General features: G+C 28.7%; 25 protein-coding genes. 9 read left to right on the top strand and 16 right to left on the bottom strand.

Translation table 11 applies throughout. From position 1 onward, the window contains the following. The first annotated feature begins 137 nt into the window (after window positions 1–137). The 5 genes from Q0997_RS08795 to Q0997_RS08815 are packed head-to-tail and all read left to right on the top strand — an operon-like array spanning window position 138 to window position 5,583. Window positions 138–1,208, top strand: a complete 1,071-nt coding sequence (locus Q0997_RS08795) for a radical SAM protein (RefSeq protein ID WP_299887538.1) — start codon at window positions 138–140, stop codon at window positions 1,206–1,208. 25 nt (window positions 1,209–1,233) lie between these two features. After that, window positions 1,234–2,754 (top strand): radical SAM protein, encoded by a 1,521-nt coding sequence (locus tag Q0997_RS08800; RefSeq protein WP_299887541.1) that lies wholly within the window; start codon window positions 1,234–1,236, stop codon window positions 2,752–2,754. A gap of 12 nt (window positions 2,755–2,766) precedes the next feature. Continuing rightward, window positions 2,767–3,423, top strand: a complete 657-nt coding sequence (locus Q0997_RS08805; protein ID WP_299887544.1) for a methyltransferase — start codon at window positions 2,767–2,769, stop codon at window positions 3,421–3,423. A 5-nt stretch (window positions 3,424–3,428) separates the two neighbouring features. After that, window positions 3,429–4,394 (top strand): acyltransferase, encoded by a 966-nt coding sequence (locus Q0997_RS08810; RefSeq protein ID WP_299887547.1) that lies wholly within the window; start codon window positions 3,429–3,431, stop codon window positions 4,392–4,394. Window positions 4,395–4,407: 13 nt separating this feature from the next. Further along, complete coding sequence (locus Q0997_RS08815) at window positions 4,408–5,583, top strand: SGNH/GDSL hydrolase family protein (protein WP_299887550.1); 1,176 nt, start codon at window positions 4,408–4,410, stop codon at window positions 5,581–5,583. Here the strand turns inward: Q0997_RS08815 and Q0997_RS08820 are convergent, their stop codons facing one another. From Q0997_RS08820 to rpmH, 6 genes are all read right to left on the bottom strand, one after another. Further along, entirely contained in the window at window positions 5,584–6,579 is a 996-nt protein-coding gene (locus tag Q0997_RS08820) for a hypothetical protein (RefSeq protein WP_299887552.1), read from the bottom strand. A gap of 7 nt (window positions 6,580–6,586) precedes the next feature. Further along, window positions 6,587–6,745 carry a DUF5989 family protein gene (locus Q0997_RS08825; protein ID WP_299887555.1) on the bottom strand — a complete coding sequence of 53 codons (159 nt, stop codon included), beginning with the start codon at window positions 6,743–6,745 and terminating at the stop codon, window positions 6,587–6,589. Between the two features lie 2 nt (window positions 6,746–6,747). Continuing rightward, window positions 6,748–7,158 carry an SxtJ family membrane protein gene (locus tag Q0997_RS08830; protein WP_299887558.1) on the bottom strand — a complete coding sequence of 137 codons (411 nt, stop codon included), beginning with the start codon at window positions 7,156–7,158 and terminating at the stop codon, window positions 6,748–6,750. Continuing rightward, on the bottom strand, window positions 7,145–8,899 hold the full coding sequence (locus Q0997_RS08835) for a carbamoyltransferase (protein ID WP_299887561.1): 1,755 nt from the start codon (window positions 8,897–8,899) through the stop codon (window positions 7,145–7,147). The genes Q0997_RS08830 and Q0997_RS08835 overlap by 14 nt, the downstream gene beginning before the upstream one ends. Window positions 8,900–9,027: 128 nt before the next feature. Continuing rightward, window positions 9,028–11,880 carry a carbamoyl-phosphate synthase large subunit gene (carB, locus tag Q0997_RS08840; protein ID WP_299887563.1) on the bottom strand — a complete coding sequence of 951 codons (2,853 nt, stop codon included), beginning with the start codon at window positions 11,878–11,880 and terminating at the stop codon, window positions 9,028–9,030. A 101-nt stretch (window positions 11,881–11,981) separates the two neighbouring features. Further along, window positions 11,982–12,143, bottom strand: a complete 162-nt coding sequence (rpmH, locus tag Q0997_RS08845; protein ID WP_013870629.1) for a 50S ribosomal protein L34 — start codon at window positions 12,141–12,143, stop codon at window positions 11,982–11,984. Window positions 12,144–12,446: 303 nt separating this feature from the next. Here rpmH and Q0997_RS08850 point away from each other — a divergent pair, with 303 nt between their 5' ends. Then, window positions 12,447–13,031, top strand: coding sequence for a DUF2892 domain-containing protein (locus tag Q0997_RS08850; RefSeq protein ID WP_299887567.1), 585 nt, complete (start codon window positions 12,447–12,449; stop codon window positions 13,029–13,031). 73 nt (window positions 13,032–13,104) lie between these two features. Here Q0997_RS08850 and Q0997_RS08855 read toward each other — a convergent pair whose 3' ends face one another. The 3 genes from Q0997_RS08855 to Q0997_RS08865 all read right to left on the bottom strand — a co-directional run bounded on the left by Q0997_RS08855 (window position 13,105) and on the right by Q0997_RS08865 (window position 15,188). After that, on the bottom strand, window positions 13,105–13,479 hold the full coding sequence (locus Q0997_RS08855; RefSeq protein ID WP_299887731.1) for a sulfite exporter TauE/SafE family protein: 375 nt from the start codon (window positions 13,477–13,479) through the stop codon (window positions 13,105–13,107). Between the two features lie 66 nt (window positions 13,480–13,545). After that, window positions 13,546–14,472 (bottom strand): lytic transglycosylase domain-containing protein, encoded by a 927-nt coding sequence (locus Q0997_RS08860; RefSeq protein WP_299887734.1) that lies wholly within the window; start codon window positions 14,470–14,472, stop codon window positions 13,546–13,548. A 53-nt stretch (window positions 14,473–14,525) separates the two neighbouring features. Beyond that, entirely contained in the window at window positions 14,526–15,188 is a 663-nt protein-coding gene (locus Q0997_RS08865; RefSeq protein ID WP_299887570.1) for an alpha/beta hydrolase, read from the bottom strand. Window positions 15,189–15,311: 123 nt separating this feature from the next. On the opposite strand from Q0997_RS08865, the gene Q0997_RS08870 reads away from it, so the two are divergent. Continuing rightward, window positions 15,312–15,608, top strand: a complete 297-nt coding sequence (locus Q0997_RS08870) for an N-acetyltransferase (RefSeq protein WP_299887573.1) — start codon at window positions 15,312–15,314, stop codon at window positions 15,606–15,608. A gap of 59 nt (window positions 15,609–15,667) precedes the next feature. Here the strand turns inward: Q0997_RS08870 and mtaB are convergent, their stop codons facing one another. Continuing rightward, complete coding sequence (mtaB, locus tag Q0997_RS08875) at window positions 15,668–16,990, bottom strand: tRNA (N(6)-L-threonylcarbamoyladenosine(37)-C(2))-methylthiotransferase MtaB (protein WP_299887576.1); 1,323 nt, start codon at window positions 16,988–16,990, stop codon at window positions 15,668–15,670. 98 nt (window positions 16,991–17,088) lie between these two features. Here mtaB and Q0997_RS08880 point away from each other — a divergent pair, with 98 nt between their 5' ends. Next, complete coding sequence (locus Q0997_RS08880; protein ID WP_299887578.1) at window positions 17,089–18,717, top strand: ABC transporter substrate-binding protein; 1,629 nt, start codon at window positions 17,089–17,091, stop codon at window positions 18,715–18,717. Here Q0997_RS08880 and Q0997_RS08885 read toward each other — a convergent pair. From Q0997_RS08885 to Q0997_RS08910, 6 genes are all read right to left on the bottom strand, one after another. Continuing rightward, window positions 18,704–19,408, bottom strand: coding sequence for a lysoplasmalogenase family protein (locus Q0997_RS08885; protein ID WP_299887581.1), 705 nt, complete (start codon window positions 19,406–19,408; stop codon window positions 18,704–18,706). The two genes, Q0997_RS08880 and Q0997_RS08885, sit on opposite strands and share 14 nt — an antisense overlap. 170 nt (window positions 19,409–19,578) lie before the next feature. Then, the gene (locus tag Q0997_RS08890; protein ID WP_299887584.1) at window positions 19,579–20,283 is read right to left on the bottom strand and encodes a lysoplasmalogenase; all 705 of its coding nucleotides are present in this window, start codon (window positions 20,281–20,283) and stop codon (window positions 19,579–19,581) included. Between the two features lie 86 nt (window positions 20,284–20,369). Further along, window positions 20,370–21,056 (bottom strand): lysoplasmalogenase, encoded by a 687-nt coding sequence (locus Q0997_RS08895; protein WP_299887587.1) that lies wholly within the window; start codon window positions 21,054–21,056, stop codon window positions 20,370–20,372. A 42-nt stretch (window positions 21,057–21,098) separates the two neighbouring features. After that, entirely contained in the window at window positions 21,099–21,809 is a 711-nt protein-coding gene (locus Q0997_RS08900) for a lysoplasmalogenase (protein WP_299887589.1), read from the bottom strand. A gap of 65 nt (window positions 21,810–21,874) precedes the next feature. Next, window positions 21,875–23,050, bottom strand: a complete 1,176-nt coding sequence (locus tag Q0997_RS08905) for a GlmU family protein (RefSeq protein ID WP_299887592.1) — start codon at window positions 23,048–23,050, stop codon at window positions 21,875–21,877. A gap of 125 nt (window positions 23,051–23,175) precedes the next feature. Continuing rightward, entirely contained in the window at window positions 23,176–23,427 is a 252-nt protein-coding gene (locus tag Q0997_RS08910) for a type B 50S ribosomal protein L31 (protein WP_299887594.1), read from the bottom strand. Window positions 23,428–23,585: 158 nt separating this feature from the next. Between Q0997_RS08910 and Q0997_RS08915 the strand changes: the two genes are divergently transcribed. Further along, window positions 23,586–24,116, top strand: coding sequence for a DUF4199 domain-containing protein (locus Q0997_RS08915; RefSeq protein WP_299887596.1), 531 nt, complete (start codon window positions 23,586–23,588; stop codon window positions 24,114–24,116). Window positions 24,117–24,120 lie beyond the last annotated feature (4 nt).

Genomic DNA, 24,120 nt, shown 5'->3' on the forward strand with positions numbered 1-24,120 from the left:
TAAATAGATACTGCACGAAATTTAAAAAATAAAACGCATTCTCATATACTTTATCAAGATAGTATATTTTGCATATTTTAAATGTAAATTTGAGCGGTTTGATTCGTAGATTTACAATAACGTAAAAATAAAGTACCATGGGTGTTGCCACATTAAAAAAAATTAATAAAAAATTTCTTCCAAATAATTATCTGTTTGCACCAGATTGGATTATTTTGGGAGTAAATAATGTATGCAACTTACATTGTAAAATGTGCGATGTCGGAACCAAAAGCTTAGATTCAAATTTTGCTCAAAATTTAGTAGGGACTCATCCTATAAACATGCCATTACCACTTATCGAAAAAATTATTGATCAAATGGTAGATTCTTATCCTTCTTCAAAATTAGCATATGCGTTTACAGAACCATTAGTGTATCCACACTTAGAAGCTTCTTTACAGTATGCTAAACAAAAAGGGGTAGGTACTTCTATTACTACAAATGCGCTTACTTTGCGACAAAAAGCTAGTATTGTATCAGATACAGATATTTATATTTCATTAGATGGCCCACAAGACATTCATAACGAAATTAGAGGACATAAAAAATCATTTCAAAAAGCTGTAGAGGGCATTGAAGCTGTATTAGCTATCAATCCAAATGCTACGATTGGGGTTTTTTGTGTGATTACAGAATGGAATATTGGTCATTTAACTGAGTTTTTAGAATTTTTTAAAGACTACCCATTACAACAAATTGGATTTATGCATTCTAATTATACAGAACAGCGTATTGCAGATATGCACAATGAAGTTTGGGCAAATTCATATCCTGCTACTGCGTCTAATATGGATGAAGTAAATATTGATAATTTTGATTTAGAATTACTTTGGGATGAAATTGCGACTATAAAATCCTTTTCGTATAATTTTCCAATTAGTTTTTCTCCTGAAATTGCTTCTAAAGAAAAATTATACGAGTTTTATCATAAACCAGAGATAAAGATTGGAAAAATGTGCAATGACGTTTTCACCAACGTGATGATTAAATCAGATGGTAGCGTAATCCCTTCGCATGGAAGATGTTACAACTTAGAACTTGGAAATATTTATGAGAAAAGTTTAAAACAAATTTGGAATAGTAACGTTTTGTCTAAATTTCGTTCAACACTTTCTAAAAATGGAGGATTATTGCCTGCATGTAGTAGATGTTGCAGTGCTTTTTAATCATTAAATAATACTAAAAAAATTGATGGGAAATAAGATTATTATATTCAATCCAAGAAGTGCTAGAGCGAAGCATCGTTTGCCAAATACTATCATTCAGGTTGGCGCTGCTATTCATGGAAAATATGATTATATTTTTGTAGATGGCAATATGGAAACAGATCCTTGGGAAACCATTGATAGTTATTTTAAAACAGGAGAGTTTAAATACTTTTGTTTGACAGTTATGCCTGGTCCTCAACTAAAACAGGCAATTCCTTATGCTAAAAAAATAAAACAGTTATATCCTGACTCTATTAATATTTGGGGAGGCTATTTTGCTTCTAACCAATACAAAGCCTGTATGAATTCTGGTTATGTAGATTATATTATTAATGGCCCTGGGGATAATGCATTCCCACAATTAATAGATATTCTTGAAGGGAAAAGTGATGAAAAATTACTATTTGTCCGTAATTTAATTTATAAAAATGAGGAAGATGAAATTATACAAACGGTAAAAGAAAAACTACTAGATCAAGATTCATTACCGTCATACCCATATACTTATTTTAATACGTTTTATCCTCTAGAGCGTTATTTAGCAAAAACTTTTATGGGGAGAAGAACCTTTGCGTATCATTCAAGTATGGGATGCCCGTTTTCGTGTTCTTTTTGTGCTGTTGTACCTATTTATAATGCTAAATGGAAAGCAAAATCGGCAGCTACAATTTATAAAGACCTAACCTATTTTAAAGAAAAATATAATATTGATGCTGTAGAGTTTCATGATAATAATTTTTTCACATCTAGAAAACGTGTTATGGAATTTTCTAAGTTGGTAATAGATGATAATATAGAATGGTGGGGAGAAGGACGTATTGATACAATTAACAAATATTCGGATGAAGACTTGCGTTATATGAGAAAAGCTGGTTGCCGCATGATGTTTTTAGGTGCAGAAACCGGAAATGACGAAGTATTAAAACAAATGAATAAAGGAGGCACGCAATCTGGCCAAATGATTAAAGATTTTGTTAAACGCATGAAAGATGTCGATATTATTCCTGAGCTTTCATTTGTTCTTGGACTTCCTGGAGATAATGAAAAAAAAGTATACGAACAGATCCTTTGGGATATTAATTTTATTCGTGAAATCAAATCAATTAATCCTGATGCTGAAATTATTATTTATCTATATAGTCCAGTACCAACAGAAGGATCTGAACTTTACCAACAAATAGTAGATGCTGGTTTCTCTTTCCCTTCAAAATTAGAAGAATGGATTGAGCCTAGCTGGGAAAAATTCGATTTAAGAAAAAACCCTTTAACACCATGGCTAAAACCATATATGATTGACAAAATTCAAAATTTTGAAACAGTTTTAAATGGTTATTATCCAACAGCTTCAGATTTTAGAATTAAAGGTTATAAAAAATGGTTATTGAAATTAGTTTCAGGCTATCGTTTTAAATATGGATGGTATAAGTTTCCCTACGAAATAAAAGTATTACATAAAATTTGGAAATATCGCCAACCAGAAATTGAAGGTTTTTATTCAGAATAATTAGGTAGATTTATGCTTAAAAAAATTAAAAAAATAATATTTCCTATAGCTAAATTAGCATTTGATACATATCATTTAAAACATCGAAATTATACATATGAAGGTATTGAAGTAGAAATTAGCTCAGAAGTATTTCCGCCACATTTTACTATAAGTACAAAAATTCTTCTCGACTATATAAAACCTCTAAATATAACAAACAAAAACTTTTTAGAGCTTGGTTGTGGCTCAGGAATTATTTCATTATTTGCAGCTTCTAAAGGTGCAAAAGTAACGGCTTCAGATATTAACAAAATAGCAATTAATGCTCTTAAAGATGCCGCTTCTAAAAACAACTTTGATGTTGATGTTTTGTATTCTGACTTGTTTGAAAATCTTTCAGAAAAGCAATTTGATTATATTATTATAAACCCACCATATTATCCTAAAGCACCTCAAAGTGATAAAGAACGTGCCTGGTTTTGTGGTGAAAACTTTGAGTATTTCAAAGAATTATTTGCTCAATTACCTCAATACATTGCGCCAAATACTTGGATGATTTTATCTGAAGATTGTGAAATAGAATATATAAAACAGTTAGCTATTAAAAACGGACTTATCTTTGAACTTCTTCAAGAGAAAAGTGTTGTAAAGGAGAAAAACTATATCTTTAGTATTCATAATTCATAACTCTTTTGCATAAAACTTCGCGAAACATACTATTAGATATTTTAAAAGTCATCTCAGCGCTTTTCGTAATTTGTACACATTGTGGTTTTTTATTTGAATATAGCGAAGTAGCTTTTCAAACTATTACAAACGGAATTTTTAGAATTGCTGTTCCGTTTTTTTTCTGTGTTAACGGTTTCTTTTTATACAATGTATTTAAGAATAATCGTATGCGAATATGGTTAAAACGTGTTGGTATATTATACCTTATTTGGATGTTATTTTACACTTATTTTTGGGTGTTTTTAAATGATTTTAATTTATTAAAAATTATTACGACATTTTTATTTGGCTTTAATCATTTATGGTATTTGGCTGCGCTTCTTTTAGGTGGATTAGTACTATATATACTTCGAAATGTTTCAAATACAATATTAATTGTAAGTACGTTAATTTTATTTTTGATTGGAATTACTATTCAATATTTAGGACAGCTTCATATATTTTCACAACAAACCACATTAGATAAGTTGATTAATTATCCACCATTACATCGAAATTTTTTGCTATTCGCATTACCGCTTTTAAGTATTGGTTATGTATTAAGACGCACAAATTATCATACTAAACTCAGCAAAAAATTTGTCATAAACGCAGTCATTATAAGCTTGATGCTTTTAGTTGCAGAAAATTTGATTACGTATTATTACATAACAGGCAATCTAATCCTCAACACCTATCTTTCCTATATCTTTTTGGCTCCTGCACTGTTGATTGCTGCGTTTACTTTTAAAATAACATCCAATCTTAACAGTAAAGTAATATCATTATATTCTATTGCTCTTTATTTAATACATCCGTTAATTATCTTTTTAATTCTTCATTTTTTTAAATTAGAATCCACACCTTTAACCTTTGTAACAATTTTATTGTCTGGAATTTTAAGTTACTTGCTGATTGCACTCAATAAGAAATTAAAATACATTTTATAAAACTCTTATACTTTTGAAAAAGAAACTCAAATTTGTCTATATACTATTCCGAAATGTGTTTATTTCGTTTCTTCTCTTAGAAATTGGATTAGGTATTTTTTATAATTATCACGATAAAAGTGGTATTGATGGTAATACAGAACGTATTATAGCTTCAGGTATATATAATGGTACAGACCTAGATGATACAGCCATCAAAGAAATTCATAGAGAACTTCGTGAACAAGACATGATGTGGGAACCATATTTACATTATCGTTTTAAGTCAATGAATGGAAAGCACAATACAATTTATGAAAATGGACGTCGAAAAACAGTCAATCCAAGCTTGAAAGATTCGGCAACAGCTTTAAAAATATTCTGTTTTGGCGGTTCTACTATGTACAGTTCAGGCGCACGAGATGAACATACAATTCCATCAGAGTTATCAAAATTAATTCGCACCTCTTTTCCTAATCAAAATGTAGAAATCACTAATTTTGGCTGCCATGGTTATACTAGAGCTACTGAGAATATTCAACTCCAACATGAATTAATTAAAAACAATATTCCTGATATTGTCATTTTTTATGATGGTGTAAATGAAGTCATCTCTGGCCATCAAAATAATGAAGCTGGAGCACCAACAAATGCATACAATCGACGCAAAGAATTCAAAATTGCACACAGTTATAAAAAACGGATTGCATTAATGGTGTATTCAAGCAATTTATATAGATTTACCACTACCCTACAACGTAAATTGTTAACTAAATCTGCCTACAAACAACTCGGTCCACGTTCAGACACATTAGCTATAGATATTGCAGATACGTATATTGGATTGGTTAAAATTTCGAAGAGTTTTGAAAATGATTATAATTTCAAAGTATTCAACTTTATGCAACCAAATATCTATTCTAAAAAGAATCTTAGTGAATACGAACAAGGAGCTTACGAAAGTCAACAGTATTATGAAAATTTATACAGATTGTCGTATGAAAGAGTTCGTAACGATTCCTTAATGATAAAAGATAATACATTTGTTGATATTAGCAATGTATTTGATACAGCTAAGCAAACCATTTATTTCGATTTTTGCCACACAGGCGAACTTGGTAATCAATTAGTTGCCAAAAGAATTTTTGAATATATAAAACCTGAATTATCTATAAAAAACACTACTGACCATGAATTTAATAATGATTAATTATTGAATTTTATTTTGTAAAAATGCATGTAATGCATAATTCCCATCGTAATTAATATGTGGATCATTGGCAAAATATAATCTAGAATTCGTTGTATCTTTTGATTGAAAAAATGTTAGCGGATTTAGATGTCTAACATTTTTATAGCTACTTAAATCTTTTTCTGCTTTATAGAAAAAAGGATAATTATTTTGCTGAATAATTTTCTGGTCTCCAAATATTGCCCCAAGTGTTTTCATGTTTTCATAGTAATAATCATTTACTTGTACCGCATGGGGAATCCACAATAAATATACTTGTACATCTTTAGGGATAACATCTAAAAAATCTTGCATATGTTCTAACCAAGACAAGTAACGTTTTTTGAAATCCCCTTTTAATAATAATACATTATCTAAATAAGAAGCATCATATTGTAAAAAACGTTTAGTACGAATGTCATAAAGATTCGCATCAAATTCGTTTTTAACCATACCTTTTAATCTAAAATCTTTTTTAACATTAAGAAACGATAAACGCTGGTTTAAATACCCTAAACTTAAAAAATGATCTGAAGCTTCCCAATATAAATTCCTTGCTATAGAAAATTTCTCTAAATCCCATAAATGATTAACATCTATTAAGTCGTTACCAACATATACTTGATATAGAATAGCTTTGGGCTTCTGTTTTTTTATTTTTTTTAGGGCAAATGTATTGACTTGTTTAATACCAAATCCCGGAACACTATAATTTACTATCGAAAAATTATTAGAACTTTCTCGTAGCATATCTAAATAATTAATCGCTTTGGATGTCGCAGAAAAAGAATCTCCAAAAACCATTAAATCTACGTTATTATTTTCTAGTTCTTTTTTTGTATTTAAACCTTCACTTTGAATTTTATAGAAGTCTATTACATTATAACGATAACATATTTCAAATAAAAATAATGTTACAAGAATTATAATTGAACATTTAAATAGTAGTTTGCAAATTCTTTTTAAAAACAGCATTTGTTAATTAAAACAAGGTATAAACAAATGGAGCTATTACTGAATTCTCAGTAAAAAGAACTAATGCTGTTAATAGTACTAAAACAATAATGATAGGTATTAGCCAAAACTTTTTTTGTTCTATTAAAAAAACACCTAATTGTTTTATGGTTTGATACTTACTCATAACTAACTTAATTTTTTATAATCTATTTTCCTTGTAACTGTTTTCCATTCTGGTTTATACGGCTTGTCTTTTCTAGAAAGCCTTAAGATAAGAGATATTGGAGAAAAAAGCACAAAATAAACAGCTCCCATAATTAAAAAACTTGAAATAACCCCTAATAATTCACCTATTAATAGCCATATAATCAAGAAAGGTAATAAAATACGTCGGATAGTAAAAGTGATAAATAAGATCAAAAAGAACGCTGTAATAATTATAATTTGCGATTGATTTAATACAATACCATTTTTATATATAGAAACACCAAAAACGATTACAAGAACGACCAACAATAAATAACCAAACTCCTTTTGCTTTTTGGGTTGGCGACTAGATTGTAAAACTTTTTCTAAAATAGATTTAATCCAATTCATAACTTAAATTTATAGTTAATCTTTTATCTACAGTCGAATTATCTAATTTTGTTAAAATAAAATTACCTAAAACCAAGACATCCATTTTTGTATGAAAGAAACACTTTAAAGCATCTAATGGTGATTCTACAATTGGTTCACCTCTTACATTAAATGATGTATTTATTAAAATAGGGCAATCTGTTCTTGCTTTAAAGTTAGTCATTAATTGATGTAATAAAGGGTTTTCTCCTCTATTTAATGTTTGAACCCTTGCTGTATTATCCTCATGTATGCAAGAAGGTATTTTATTTTTTTTATCACTTTTAAATGTAAACAACATGTATTTAGAAATACTGCCTTTCATATCAAACCATTCATTACAATCTTCTTCAAGAACAATAGGTGCAAATGGTCTAAAGCCTTCCCTAAACTTAATATTTAAATTAACATGCTTCTTCATATCTTCAAATAATGGACTAGCTAATATACTTCTATGTCCTAAAGCTCTGGGACCAAACTCCATTTCACCTTGAAACCATCCAATAATTTTTTTATTCTGTAGCGCTAAAGAAACCGTATCACAAAGTGTCTTATCATCCAATTTCTTATAAATTAAATTATAAGTCTTTAAATACTGTTCTATTAGAGTATTGTTATATGAAGGCCCTAAATATATTTGATTATTTAGAGTGTTTTTTAAATACACTCTATCTTTTTTTAAATAATGATTCCAGCCAATAAATGCAGCCCCTAAAGCACAACCAGAGTCACCAGAACCAGGTTGAACCCATACTTCATCAAATATTCTCTCTCCCAGAATCTCTCCATTAGCTTTACAATTTAATGCTACACCTCCAGAAAGGCACAAATTATTTAAACCAGTTATAGATTTAGCATAAGTTAGTATAGAAATAATAATATCTTCAATAACGGATTGAATCGAGCTAGCAATATTACAATAGAAATCGTCCATCTTATCCTCTAAAGCTCTTTGTTTCTTTCCAAAAACGTTACAAAACGTTGAATTTATTGTTGATTTTCCTTTTTCAAAAGAAAAACAATCTAAGTTTAATACTACTAAACCAGAATCATCATAGCTAACTATATTATCTAAAATAAGTTGTTTGTATATAGGTTTACCATAAGGCGCTAATCCCATTAATTTATATTCACCAGAATTAACCCTAAAACCACAATATTGAGTAAAAGCAGAATATAGTAATCCTAAAGAATGTGGATAATGCTGTTCTTTTATAAGATCTATCTTATTATCTTTTCCAATAGCTATAGTTGTACAGGCTTTTTCTCCAACGCCATCAATAGTAACAATAACTGCTTCTTTAAAAGGCGATGTAAAAAAACTTCCTGCAGCATGAGCTTCATGATGTTCACTGTAAATAATTTCTCCTTTATAATTTAACTCTTTTGTAATCTCACTTGAAACCCACAGTTTACTTTTTAACCATGACATTAGGGTCTTTCTAAACAAATTAAATGTAGTAGGTGCTTGGTTTTGTAGTGTATTAATAATACGATCAAACTTAACGAAAGGTTTTTCGTAAAATACTACCAACGTAACTGCAGAAATATCGATTTCAGCTTGCTTTAAACAAAAATTAATGGCTTTAATTGGAAAAGAAGGATCATGTTTTATTCTTGAAAATCGTTCTTCTTGTACTGCTGCTATAACTTCACCTTCTTTAATTAAACAAGCAGCAGAGTCATGATAAAAAGCCGAAATTCCTAAAATATAATCCACTTACTATTTGTTTTTAATATTTTGGTATATAGTATTGATTTAATCTATTTAAATCATTCCTTTAAATAACAAAACTATAGAAAATTTAATTTTCTATAGTTTTATTATTATATAAAATCAATAAGATTTTATTTACTCAAATACATTTTACGTCTTGAATATAAATTATAAAACTCATCATCTTTTAAATCATCAATAAATAATATACTTTCACCAGTACTTTTCATTTCTGGCCCTAATTGTTTATTTACATTATGGAACTTATTAAAAGAAAATACTGGTTGTTTTATAGCATAACCATCTAATTTTGGATTAAAATTAAAGTCCGTTACTTTTTTATCTCCTAGCATTACTTTTGTAGCATAATTAACATAAGGTTCTCCGTAGGCTTTAGCTATAAAAGGAACAGTTCTTGATGCTCTAGGATTAGCTTCAATAATATATACCATATCATCCTTTACAGCAAATTGAATATTAATCAAACCTACTGTATTTAAAGCTAATGCTATTTTTTTAGTATGGTCTTTTATTTGTTGCATTACTAAATTACCTAAGTTAAAAGGAGGCAACGTAGCATTACTATCTCCCGAGTGGATACCACAAGGTTCAATATGTTCCATTATCCCAATGATGTATACATTCTCCCCATCACAAATAGCATCTGCTTCTGCTTCAATAGCGCCATCTAAATAGTGATCTAAAAGTAATTTATTACCAGGAATACTGCGCAATAAATCAACTACATGCTCTTCTAGTTCCTGTTTATTAATAACAATTTTCATGCCTTGACCTCCTAAAACATAAGATGGACGTACTAATATTGGAAAGTCTAATACATCTGCTATTGCCAATGCTTGTTCTGCAGTTTCTGCTACATCAAACTCAGGATAAGGAATATTATTTTCTTGTAATAATGTTGAAAAACTACCGCGATCTTCTGCTAAATCTAAAGATTTAAAGCTTGATCCTAAAATTTTAACACCATAACGTTCTAGTTTTTCAGCTAATTTTAAAGCTGTTTGTCCACCTAATTGTACAATAACGCCTTCTGGTTTTTCATGTTTAATGATGTCATAAATATGTTCCCAGAATACAGGTTCGAAATATAATTTATCTGCAGTATCAAAATCGGTTGAAACCGTTTCTGGGTTACAATTAATCATAATCGTTTCATAACCACATTCGGCTGCTGCTAAAACACCATGAACACAGCAATAATCAAATTCAATACCTTGACCTATTCTATTTGGGCCAGAACCTAAAACAATTACCTTTTTCTTATCTGTAACAACACTTTCGTTATCTGCATAACGCTTGCCATCTGGAGTTTCTACATCATTTTCGAATGTTGAGTAATAATAAGGTGTTTTTGCTTCAAATTCTGCTGCACAAGTATCTACTAATTTATAAACACGATTTATTCCTAATTCTTCTCTTTTATTATATACTTGACTTTCTAAACAGCCTAACATATGAGCTATTTGTCTATCTCCATATCCTTTTTGCTTTGCTTCAAGTAATAAGTCTTTTTGAATAGAATCAATTTCAAATGTAGAGATCTCTTTTTCTAAAAGATATAACTCTTCATATTGTTTTAAAAACCACATATCAATTTTTGTGATTTCGTGAATACGACTTAATGGAATTCCCATTTGTATAGCATCGTAAATTACAAATACGCGATCCCAACTTGCATGTGTTAATTTATCTATAATTTGGTCATAATTTTTATAGCCTTTACCATCTGCTCCTAAACCATTACGCTTAATCTCTAATGACTGAGTTGCTTTATGCAATGCTTCTTGAAACGAACGTCCAATTCCCATTACTTCTCCTACAGATTTCATTTGAAGCCCTAAAGTTCTGTCTGAACCTTCAAACTTATCAAAATTCCAACGTGGTATTTTTACAATTACATAATCTAATGTAGGTTCAAATAATGCAGAAGTAGATTGAGTTATTTGATTACTTAATTCATCTAAATGGTAACCCATAGCCAATTTCGCAGCAATTTTTGCAATAGGATACCCTGTTGCTTTACTTGCTAATGCCGATGAACGAGATACTCTTGGATTAATTTCAATTGCAATAATATCTTCATTTTCATCTGGACTTACAGCAAATTGTACGTTACAGCCTCCGGCAAAATCACCAATGCTTCGCATCATGTGTATCGCCATATCTCTCATTTTTTGATAGGTCGTATCACTCAATGTCATAGCTGGTGCAACGGTTATAGAATCTCCAGTATGAATTCCTATTGGATCCATATTTTCAATAGAACATATTATTACAACATTATCATTAGCATCTCTCAAAAGCTCTAACTCATACTCTTTCCAACCAATTAAAGCTTTATCAATCATAACTTCATGGATAGGAGAAATTTCTAATCCACGTGTTAATAACTCATCAAAATCTTCTTCCCTATGAACAAATGAAGCTCCTGCTCCACCCAATGTAAAAGAGGCTCTAATAATTAAAGGAAACCCAAACTCTTGAGCAATTTCTTTACCTTTTAAATATGATGTTGCTGTAGCTTGTGGCGCCATTGGCACTCCAATTTTTAACATCAATTCTCTAAATTTCTCTCTATCTTCTGTAATATTAATAGCATCAATATCTACACCAATAATCTCTACTCCAAAATCATCCCAGATTCCTTTTTCATCTACTTCAATACATAAATTTAATGCCGTTTGCCCACCCATTGTTGGTAAAACAGCATCAATTTGAGGATGTTCTTTTAATATTTTAATTATTGATTTTGAATTTAATGGTAACAAATAAACATGATCCGCCATAGATGGATCTGTCATAATTGTTGCTGGATTAGAATTGATTAAGATAGTTTCAATTCCATCTTCTCTTAAGGATCTTAATGCTTGTGTTCCTGAATAGTCAAATTCGCAAGCTTGCCCAATAACAATAGGTCCTGAACCTATAATAAGTATCGATTTTAATTTTGGATTTTTTGGCATTTTAATAGTTATGATTGTGTGTGCAAAAATAGTTATTATTAGATACAAAAAAAGGCGTTACACCTAAGTAACGCCTTTTAAATATTAACAATTGTTAATCATTATTTTTTATGTCTAGTTTCAGATGAAACAGATAATTTCTTTCTTCCTTTAGCTCTTCTACGAGCTAATACTTTTCTACCATTAGCAGAAGCCATTCTTTCTCTAAAACCATGTTTATTTCTTCTCTTTCTTTTTGATGGTTGAAACGTTCTTTTTGGCATTGTCTTATGTTTTTAAAATCTGAATAGTATTTATTTAACTTAGTTCTAGTCTTTACCTAAAACTGAGCGCAAATATACAACGACTTTTTTATTTCACAAACCTTATTTTGAAAATATTTTATTCTAAATTATTTAATGCTTAAAACCCAAGTGTTTTGGCTTAAAATAAGCTTAAACAGAAGTATAAAAGCAGTTTATGTAGCTATATATTTCAGAAAAAATGATTTTCTTTGCAGTCTAAAATAATAAAAAAACGCTTAATAGTTACTTAGCGCTTTTCAGAATTAATAAAACTAAATAAAAATGTACAATAAAATATTCAAATTAATAATCGCAGGTTTAATTTTAGCCGGAGCAATATGGCAATTCACTGAAGGTGGTATTGGTAATGGTATTATGCTAATTTTTTTAGCATTAATATTTGTGTTTTTATACTTTAAAAACGAATTCATATTGTTGGCTTTTTTAAGATTAAGAAAGCAAGATTTTCCTGGAGCACAGAAATGGTTAAATAGAATTAAAAACCCAGAAGCGGCATTAGTTACAAAACAACAAGGTTACTTTAACTATTTACAAGGCATTATGGTATCTCAAACGGATCTTAATGCAGCCGAAAAATTCTTTAAAAAAGCTGTAACTCTTGGTTTAAGTATGGATCAAGATTTAGCAATGGCAAAATTAAATTTGGCCGGTATTGCTTTTTCTAAACGTAGAAAACAAGAAGCTAGCATTTTAATTAATGAAGCCCAAAAGTTAGATAAACAAGGTATGCTTAAAGATCAAATTAAAGAAATGAAAGCAAACATGAAACGTGCTCAAGGAGCTCCAAACCAACATTTTGGCCAAGGTGGATCTATGCGTGCACAACGTCGTGCTTCTCGAAGATAATATTAGATTTAAATAATCATAAATAAAAAAGAGACTTAATTATAAGTCTCTTTTTTATTTATGATTATTTTTTCTACTTACTAAAAAACATCTTTATTGCCACTAAAACTAAAAGTATACTAAACACTTTTCTTAATAGCGTTTCATTAATTGAAATTGCTATTTTAGTACCAAAATAACCTCCTAAAACAAAACATGATGCTATAATTAATGCGTACTTAAAATTAATAGGGTTTTCGCCTGTTTTATGATAAGTATAAGCTGCTAAAAAAGTAACAGGAACTGCTAAAACGGCAAGACTTGTACCTTGAGCTTCATGCTGTGTATAGCCTAAGGCAAATATCATTAAAGGAACCATTATAACACCACCACCAACGCCAAACATTCCACTAAAAACACCTGCTAATAATCCTACAATTATTAGTATAATTATAATCGATAAATCCATTTTAGTTTTCAATTGTTAGAAGTAAAATATTGTGTAGAACATTATCTAAGTATGGTTAAGTAAACCTTAAGGAGCTGTATAATATCCTTCTCTTGGGATCTCTATATAATATTCTTTTCTTGATTTATTATTTAGTACGTTTTGCCTTAACCAAGGGTTATGCAATTTTAAAATTTTATAATTAATACCAAAACCTTTAGCAAATTGAGCAAAATCTTTTACTGCGGTATCTACGGCTACTTTATAGGTTGGGATTTCAGAATACAAATCTTTATCTCTAAAATTAAAACCATATTTATTAGGGTTAGACAGGATCTCTTTTAATGCAATAATTCTAAACACATATCTACCTGTTTCTTCCCCTAACAATAAGTCGTAATAAGTATTTACTTTTTGAGCTTTTAAACGCTTAGAAATACCATAATTCCCTGCGTTATATGCTGCTGCTGCTAAAGTCCAGGTTCCTAAACGGGATTTTGATTTATTTAAATATTTACAAGCTACTTCTGTTGCCTTTTCTAAATTATAACGTTCATCTACATTTCCATTAACTTCTAATCCATGTTCTCGTCCTGTAGCTTTCATTATTTGCCAAAAACCACTTGCTCCAGCAGGTGATTTCGCATTTGTTAACCCACTTTCTATAACTGCTAAATATTTAAAATCATCTGGAATACCATGTTTTGCTAGAATTGGTTCTATAATTGGAAAATACTTTTGAGCTCTTTTAAACATTAACAAGCCATTAGATTGCCAATAAGTATTTACTAATAATTCTTTATCCATTCGTTCTAATATATCGGGATTAGAAAGCGGGACTTGCTCTCCAGCAAAATCTAAATAATCAGGCACTTGCAATGCATATACATTATAATCGTTAATTATTTTCTTTTCTAAATTTTCATCGGTTGGCGCATCTTGAAAAGCATTTATAAAAAGTGCTGCTAAACACACTAACCCCACAAACATCAAGCTTTTCTGTAATAGTTTCATCATCATTTCGTTTTTTATAAAATTATAAATAATTTATCGGAATGTCGTTCTATTTATTCTAAAATTAATTTTGGTAAATTTTCATTGAACCATTTATACCTATCAATTATCATAATATGTGTACCTCCTTTTATAGTAATACAACCATTGACGCAATGGTGAGGAAAAACAATATCCTTTTCACCATGGATATGAATTGACTCTGGTATAGCTTCCTTTTGTTCCCAGTTTATAATTTGTTCTATAGACCAATCTAAATAATATTTATCGTTGACTGATAAATATTTTTTGTATAACTCTATTCTTTTTTTTATTAGATCTCCAAATGCAAATTTTGCTAATAAATCTAGATTACTCGCTAATTGAGTTGGTAATAACTTATATGCTTTTGTAGCCTTTAAAATTTTAAACCGTTTAGGTAATTCGTCTTTTGTTTTAACACTAGAAACTACTATTAGTTTTCTTAACTTAATATGCTTACTCATTTCTTGAACCAAAATACCACCAAAAGAGACACCTAATAATACAACGTTATCATGCTTTATCTTTTTAGTCATTCTAAGCGCATAATCGCTTATTGATTCTTGTTTTACTGGTATTTCCCAATGCAACTTGTGTAATTGGAATTGATTGTTTGGTAGCAAAAGATTATCAAAAATGGATGGGTTCGCCGCCATACCTGGCATTAAATAAACATGTATTATCTCTTGATTCATAAGTATTTAACAGAAAAATTAAAGGTCATCATGATATTTTTTTGTACTTTTGCAAAGTGTAAAGCTAAAAAATAGTTGGCACTATTTTTGAATCCCTAAAAATAATTAAAAATTATAATTTATATGATTGATGCTGCAGAGTTAGTTGACAATGAGTTTTTACGTCAATTTGAATTAAAAAATGAAAATCATTTTGCTAAGATTGAATATTCTCTACAAGAACGCAAAATTTTCTTAACAAAACTTATTATTCCAGAAGGTATTAAAGATGAAAATTTCACTGAAGATTTTTTAAAATTAGTTTTTACTCATATTGAAGATATGAATAAGAGTATAGTACCAACAAGTCCTGAAATTGCTAAGTTTATAAGACGAAATAGGCAATACAAAAAATTATTACCTGTAGGTTTAAGAATATAATTACATTAGCTATTAACTGTAAAAAATAAAGAAAGTTGAAATTAAAATTTCAGCTTTTTTTATACACTTACATTTACAAATTCGAAACGTACTATACCATCTTCATCAATTTTAGAAAGTTCTACTTGATGTAGTGTATTTACTAATTCTGGATCCCATGGAGCTTTAACTTTTACATAGTTTTCTGTAAAACCATGAATATAACCTTCTTTATTTTCGCTCTCAAATAATACTGTTCTTGAAGAACCTATTTGTTTTTCATAAAATGCGCGGCGTTTTTTTACGCTTAAACCTCTTAGCATTTTACTACGTTTTGCTCTAATATTTTTAGGTACAACGTTTGCCATACTTGCAGCTACAGTATTCTCTCTTTCAGAATAAGTAAAAACATGTAAATAAGAAATATCAAGAGTATTTAAAAAGTTGTAGGTTTCTAAAAAATGGGTTTCTGTTTCTCCTGGAAAGCCTACAATCACATCTACACCTATACAAGCATGTGGCATGACCTCTTTTATCTTATTAACACGATCTATATATAATTCTGTCATGTATCGACGTCGCATTAGTTTAAGAATTTCATTATTTCCACTCTGTAAAGGAATATGAAAATGGGGCACAAATGTTCTACTATTAGCAACAAAATCTATCGTCTCATTTTTTAATAAATTTGGCTCTATAGAAGAAATTCTAAGACGTTCAATACCTTCAACATTATCTAAAGCCTGTACTAGTTCATAAAACGTATGCTCATGCTTTTTGTTTCCAAATTCTCCTTTACCATAATCTCCAATATTAACGCCAGTTAATACAATTTCTTTAATACCCTTTTCTGAAATTTCTTTTGCATTTTTTAGTACATTTTCCAATTCATCACTTCTAGAAATGCCTCTAGCTAAAGGAATAGTACAATATGTACATTTATAATCACATCCATCTTGTACCTTTAAAAAAGCACGTGTTCTATCTCCTATTGAATAACTACCAACATAAAAATCGGCATCATTAATATCGCATGAATGTACCTCGCCAAAATCATTTTTAGTTAAATCGTTTAAATAGTCTGTAATCTTAAATTTCTCTGTTGCTCCAAGTACTAAATCTACTCCATTAACATCTGCTAATTCTTGAGGTTTTAATTGAGCATAACAACCTACTGCTACAACAAAAGCTTCCGTATTTACTTTTTGCGCTTGTTTTACTATCGTTTTAAAACGTTTATCTGCATTTTCTGTTACAGAACAGGTGTTAATAACATAAATATCTGCCATTTCAGAAAAATCTACACGAGTAAAACCTTCATTTTTAAAACTCCTTGCTATAGTAGAAGTTTCAGAAAAATTTAGTTTACAACCTAAAGTATAAAAGGCAACTTTTTTATTCATTTTATAGTTTTATCATTTTCGTGCAGATAGAAATCTCTTATATTTACAGTGACTCGATCTTCTTTTTTGGAAGCGCAAATTTACAACTAAATTATAGAATGATAAAATTGAAAAACAGCCAACATCTACTTATAAAATACTATTTTTCAATAGCTTGTCTATTTTTTTTACTTTTTGCTTGCGGAAATGATAACAATTCAAACCAAAATCGGCAAGTTTTTAGATACAATGAACATAAAAATATAGGATCTTTAGATCCGGCATTTGCAAAAGATAACGCAGATATATGGGCAGTAAACCAACTTTTTAACGGTTTACTACAAATGGATGAGAACTTAAATGTACAACCATCAATTGCTAAAAGTTATAGCGTTTCTGAAGATGCACTCACTTATACATTTAACCTTAGAAATGATGTTTATTTTCATAAACATCATTTATTTGGTAAAGACTCTACAAGAATTGTAAATGCTTCAGATTTTGAATATAGTTTTAATCGTTTAATAGATAAAAAGGTGGCTTCTCCTGGCCGTTGGGTTATGGATATGGTCGAGAGTTTTTCTGCAGAAAATAATGATACTTTCAAAATAAAGCTAACACAACCATTTCCTGCTTTTTTAGGACTACTAACCATGAAATATTGCTCTGTTGTTCCTAAAGAAATTGTAGAACATTATGGTAGTGATTTTAGATCTAACGCTATTGGTACTGGTCCTTTTAAACTTAAGCGTTGGGAAGAAAATATAAAACTAGTATTTAGACGACATAATAATTATTTTGAAACTGATGACAAGGGCAAAAAACTACCTTATTTAGAAGCTGTAGCAATTACTTTTTTACCAGACAAACAGAGTGAATTTTTACAATTTATACAAGGTAATTTAGATTTTTTAAATTCTTTAGACGCTTCGTACCAAGATGACATTTTAACTTCTCAAGGACAATTAAGAGACAAGTATGTTCAGGATATAGATGTTATTCGCGGTCCATATTTAAATACAGAATATCTTGCGTTTTATATGGATACTAACCTAAACGAAATACAATCAAAACTATTAAGACAGGCTGTAAATTATGGTTTCGACAGAAAAAAAATGATGACTTATCTACGAAACGGTATTGGAATTCCTGCCAATGGTGGATTTATACCTAAAGGTTTACCAGGTTTTAATAGTACTATTGGGTTTAATTATAATCCAGAAAAAGCTAAATTACTAATTTCTCAATTTAAAACAGAAACTGGTAATAACTCTCCAGAAATAACAATTACTACAACTAGTAATTATTTGAATTTTTGTGAATACATACAAAGGGAACTACAAAAAGTGAATTTAAATGTTAATGTTGATGTCATACCTGCTTCTACATTAAAAAGTGCAAAAGCTAATGGTAAACTAGATTTTTTTAGAGCGAGTTGGGTAGCAGACTATCCAGATGCACAAAATTATCTATCTCTATTTTACAGTAAAAATTTCGCTCCTAATGGGCCAAATTATACGCACTTTAAAAACGAACAGTTTGATAACTGGTATGAACAATCATTTGTAGAAACAAACATTAAAAAAAGAGAAGAACTGTATGCCAAGATGGACAGCCTTGTTATTAATGAAACACCTATAGTACCTATGTATTATGATGAAGTTATTAGATTTAAAAGAAAAAACATTTCAGGTTTAGGTAACAACCCAACAAACCTTCTAGAACTAAAATCTGTTAAAAAAGAATAGACTCTTCTTTTATTTTTCTTTCGTTTGTTATACCCATTACTATTAAATACTGAGAAATACCATATACTAACATTATTAATATTTCATGAAACGGAAAGTTTTCATAATAGAAAGATTGTATTAAACTTATACTGTCTGACACTACTGCCGTAAAAACACCAGCTATAACTAATAAATAACTACTTTTAATCACCTCATTTTTTCTTAAGAAAGCAAATAAAATCACTATTAAAGAAGCAAATAAATATACCATAGCTGGAATAAAAAAGTCTCCTAAATTGTCTATTACTAGAAGCATAATTAAAACCATATATATAAAACAAATAATAAAATATGGCATAAGACTAGTTAGATTAAAATCTTTTTCATTAGAAAATCTAAATGCATAAAACAACTTTCCAATTATAAATAACAAAATGCCAATTATATATGCATTTGTAATCTCATAAAAGATTAATAATATATCACCTATTAAAAAACTTGAGAGCGCAATACACATATAAATAAAACGTCGCCTATGTTCTTCTTGGTTATTTAGTAAATAATAAATTATTAAAGACCCTACAATTATTGGCTTAGTAATAAACCTAAATGGTATTGCTTCTAAATTTAATTTAACAAAAATGTCAAGCAACAATATTGCAAAAAACAGAGTCGTAAAAAAGGTTTTGTTTTTAAAAATAACTTGCATCGTGTTTTGATAGGACTTACTAGGTGTAATAACAAAGTTAATCAACAATTTGATTACCAAGTATTTTTATTTCATTAATTATATATTTAAACTAAGATCTTAATAACTATTACTAGTTGTGGCATAAAAAAGTAAAGCACTATAAGGTATTTAAAAAACAATAAAAATTTCTATTTATTTTTAAGAAAACTTATATCTACATTCTCTTTTACTAAACCTACTAAAATAAAATATTGAGAAGCTCCATAAAAAAACATTATTGTATAATTATTGTATGCTATATCAAAATTATAAAACTCTTTTAAAAGATTTATACTATCTGAAAACATAGACAATATAATACCAATTAAAACGAACCAATAACTTGAATTATTTACTGCATTCTTTCTTAAATATGCAAATTGAGCAGTGAGCATTACAATAAACAAATACAGTAATACAGGTAAAAAGTAATCTCCCAAATTATCATATATAAATAGCATTACTACACTCATATATGTAAAGCAAAACAACAAAAAAGGAATTAATTTTAAAATATTAAAATCGTTATTGTTAGAGAATCGAACACTATACAAGATTTTTGCAATTGCAAAAAAGATAACTCCAGTAGTCAATAGCGTTTTATTCTCACCATTAATTATGAAAAAATCTCCAATTATAAAGCAACATATTGCAGTTACTACTAAATATACTTTGGTTCTACTCTCTTCATTTTGATTCACAACATAAAATATTAATAGTAATACTATTAAACTAGATTTAGTAATATATCTAAGGCGAGTAGGCGTTAAATTGACTTTAACTACAGTATCTAAAACAAAGATTGCAAAATACAATAGTGTAAAATATAGTAGGTTTTTAAAAAGCGAGTTCATACAATTTGGGAAAAGTATATAGTCACAATATATAAAATTTCAATTTGTTAATAAAAAAACATATTAAAAACCTAAATATCAATTCATTAATTATTCATAATAACTTCTCCTTCATCGACTATTCCTAAAACTATCATAAATTGAGAAAGCCCATAAAATATCATTATTGCAGAATCTTGGTAATTCATTTTAATATGAAAAATACTAAGCGCTACTATAGTTTCAGAAACAATAAAAGCAATCACTCCAAACAGAATTAATAAATAACTTTTAGAACTTACAGATCCTAACCTTAAATAAGCCATTAATAATAAAATTTGAGAAACGAAGTAATACAGTAATACAGGAATTGTAAAACTCCCTAATCCGTTAAATATAAAGTGAAGTAAGCAAATAATATAAATGAAACTAAAAATTAATAAAGGCAATAATTTCAAAATAGTAAACTCTTTATTAGTAGAAAACTTATATATATAAATTAACTTTCCTGCTATAAAAAATAACATTCCCAATAAAAAAAATAATTTATTTGAATCATCTATTAAAAAAAAATCTCCAATTAAAAAACATAGTATTCCAATTAAAAAAACAACATTCTTCACCCTTTTATTTCTATTGTAAATAAAAAAACATAAAATTGAAAGCATTACTAAAGGCTTAGAAATAAATCGATAAGGAAACGCCTCTAAAGTTAATTTCACAAAAACATCTACTCCAATTATTATAGAGAAAACAATAAAAAAAATACGTTTATTTTGCAGGATATATTTCATTGTAAATAGTTTTAGGGACTATTCTATTTCACTAATAATAGGCTAACTTAGATTTACTTTAGTTTTTTTAAAATTAGTACTTTCTTTAACAAGGCCAACAACAATAAAATATTGAGACAGACCATAAAAAAGCATAATTGTATATTCATTATATGCAATCTCTGGATCATAAAACTCTTTTAGAAATGTTATACTGTCTGAAAACATAGACAATACAATCCCAATAATAACTAGCCAATAACTAGTAATATTCACATTATTTTTTCTTAGATACGCAAACTGAGCAGTTATCATCACAATAAATAAATATACTAATACAGGAAAAAAATAAACGCCTAGATTGTTATAGATAAATAACATAACCAAACTCATGTATGCAAAACAAAATAGTAAAAAGGGTATGAGTCTTAAGATATTAAAATCGTTATTATTAGAAAATCGTATAGTATAAAGAATTTTAGCAACAGCAAAAAAGATAGCGCCAACTGTTATAAAAAGTTTAGATTTACCATCAATTATAAAAAAATCTCCAATAATAAAACAGCATATAGCAATTACTACTAAATACATTTTACTCTTATATTGCTCATTTTGATTTACAACATAAAACAATAGTAATAATAGCATTAAGCTAGACTTAGTAAAATATCTAAGACAAGTTAACTCTATATTAACTTTAACAATTGTATCTACTATAAAAAACACCAAATACAATAATGTAAAATACAGTATATTCTTAAAAAGCAGGTTCATATAATTGGGGGATTATATATAACCGCAATATAAATGTATTCTTATAAAAATCAATGTATTATTTATTAATCGCGTCTAAATTTTTTAGTTTCATCAAAAATATGTTCTAAAATTATTTGATCTTCAGATGAAAATTCTATACTACGTCTTGACATAACTACTTTGGCAACTTCAAATGCTTTTTTTGTTAAATACGTAGTAAAACCTCCACTTCCGCCCCAACTATAACTAGGCACAAAATTTCTTGGAAAACCGCTACCAAATATATTAGCCATAACACCTATTACTGTTCCTGTATTAAACATTGTATTAATACCACATTTACTATGGTCTCCCATCATAAGACCACAAAACTGCAAACCAGTTTTAGCAAAACCTTCAGTTTCATAATCCCACAAACGTACTTCTGCATAATTGTTTTTAAGATTAGAATTATTTGTATCTGCTCCTAAATTACACCATTCGCCTATAACAGAATTACCTAAAAAACCATCATGACCTTTATTAGAATAACCAAAAACAACCGAGTTATTTACTTCTCCTCCTACTTTACTATGCGGCCCAATAGTAGTAGGTCCATATATTTTAGCAGCAAGTTTTACTGTAGCGTTATTACAAAGTACAAAAGGGCCACGTATAACACTAGTTTCCATAATCTCTGCATTCTCACCTATATAAATAGGTCCAGCACTTGCATTAAGAGTTGTAAACTCTAATTTAGCACCTTCTTCAATAAAAATATTTTCTGGAGCAATAATATTATTTGATTTTGGAATTGGTTGCGATTTCCTTCCTTTAGTTAACAACTCAAAATCCTGAATAATAGCCTCTCCATTTTTAGAAAATATATCCCAGGTATTTTCTATTACTATTAAATCACTATCAAATTCAATAGCTTCAAAAGTAGCTAAATCTATATCTTCTTGATTTTCAGAAGTAAAAAAAGCAACAACGTCTTCTCCTTTAAAAATAGCCTGATTATTTTTTAAGTTTCTAATCTTTTCTACTAATTCTTTTGTAGGACAAAATGATGCATTAATCATTATATTAAATTCTAGTTCTACCATTGGCCATTTTACAGACAAATAGTCTTCTGTTACTGTCGTAGTAGTAACCTCTAAATATTTCTCCCACTTTTCACGAATAGTTAAAACACCAACTCTAATATCTGCAACAGGACGCGTATATGTAAATGGTAATAGTTGATTTCTTGATGGTCCATCGAAAAGAATGTAGTTCATTATAAAGTATTAGGATTAAAATTGACAATTCAATTTAAAAATATAGTCAAAAGTAAAGTAATTACAGAAAACAAAAAAGCCTTTCAGTAAAACTGAAAGGCTTTATATGGTTTAAAACGCTATAATTATTTTTTGAATTTAGCGTATTTGTTTTTGAATTTATCAATACGTCCAGCTGTATCAATTAATTTAGATTTACCAGTATAAAATGGGTGAGATGTTCTAGAGATTTCCATTTTAACTAATGGATACTCAACACCTTCAAATTCTAAAGTTTCGCTTGTGTTAGCTGTAGATTTAGTAATAAAAACATCATCGTTAGACATGTCTTTGAATGCTACTAATCTATAATTTTCTGGATGTATATCTTTTTTCATCGCTAAATGCTTTAAATGTATTCTATTTTTCGAGGTGCAAATTTAAGCAAATTTTATAAATCAACAATACTTTTTATAAAATTTATTTAAACTTATTTATGTAACGTTTTTCTATCTTTGGGTACTAACATACATAATTAACATATAAACCAAAAATTATGGAAACTTCAACAAAATCTTCATCAATTAACTATGGCCTATACTTAGGTGTAATATTAGCAGCCATAACTGTACTATGCTATGCTATAAAATTAGAATTATTAGTCAATTTTTGGTTAGTTCTAGTAGCTTTACCTATTTTAATAATTATGTTTGGTGTTATATCTGTAGTTAAATCCAGAAATATATTAGAAGGCTTTATAAGTTTTAAACAAGCCTTTTCATCTTATTTTATTACTGTTGCGATAGGAATAATTATTAGTACCATAATAAGTTATCTAATTTTTAATTTTGTAGATCCAGAAGCTGCTCTACATTTAAAGAGTTTAGCTATTGAAAAAACTGAAATAACAATGAAAAATTGGGGAGCTCCACTTGATGAAATAGCAAAACAAGTAGAAGCTATGGAAAATCAGGATTCTCAATCTATAAGTGCTCAATTATTCTCTTTAGCTCAAAGCTTAGTATTTTTTGCAGTTATAGGACTAATAGTAGCTTTAATAATGAAAAGAAACCCAGAAAACGCATAATAGT

The organism is uncultured Lacinutrix sp. (genome assembly GCF_947500325.1).
In the GTDB taxonomy this organism is placed as follows: Bacteria; Bacteroidota; Bacteroidia; order Flavobacteriales; family Flavobacteriaceae; genus Lacinutrix.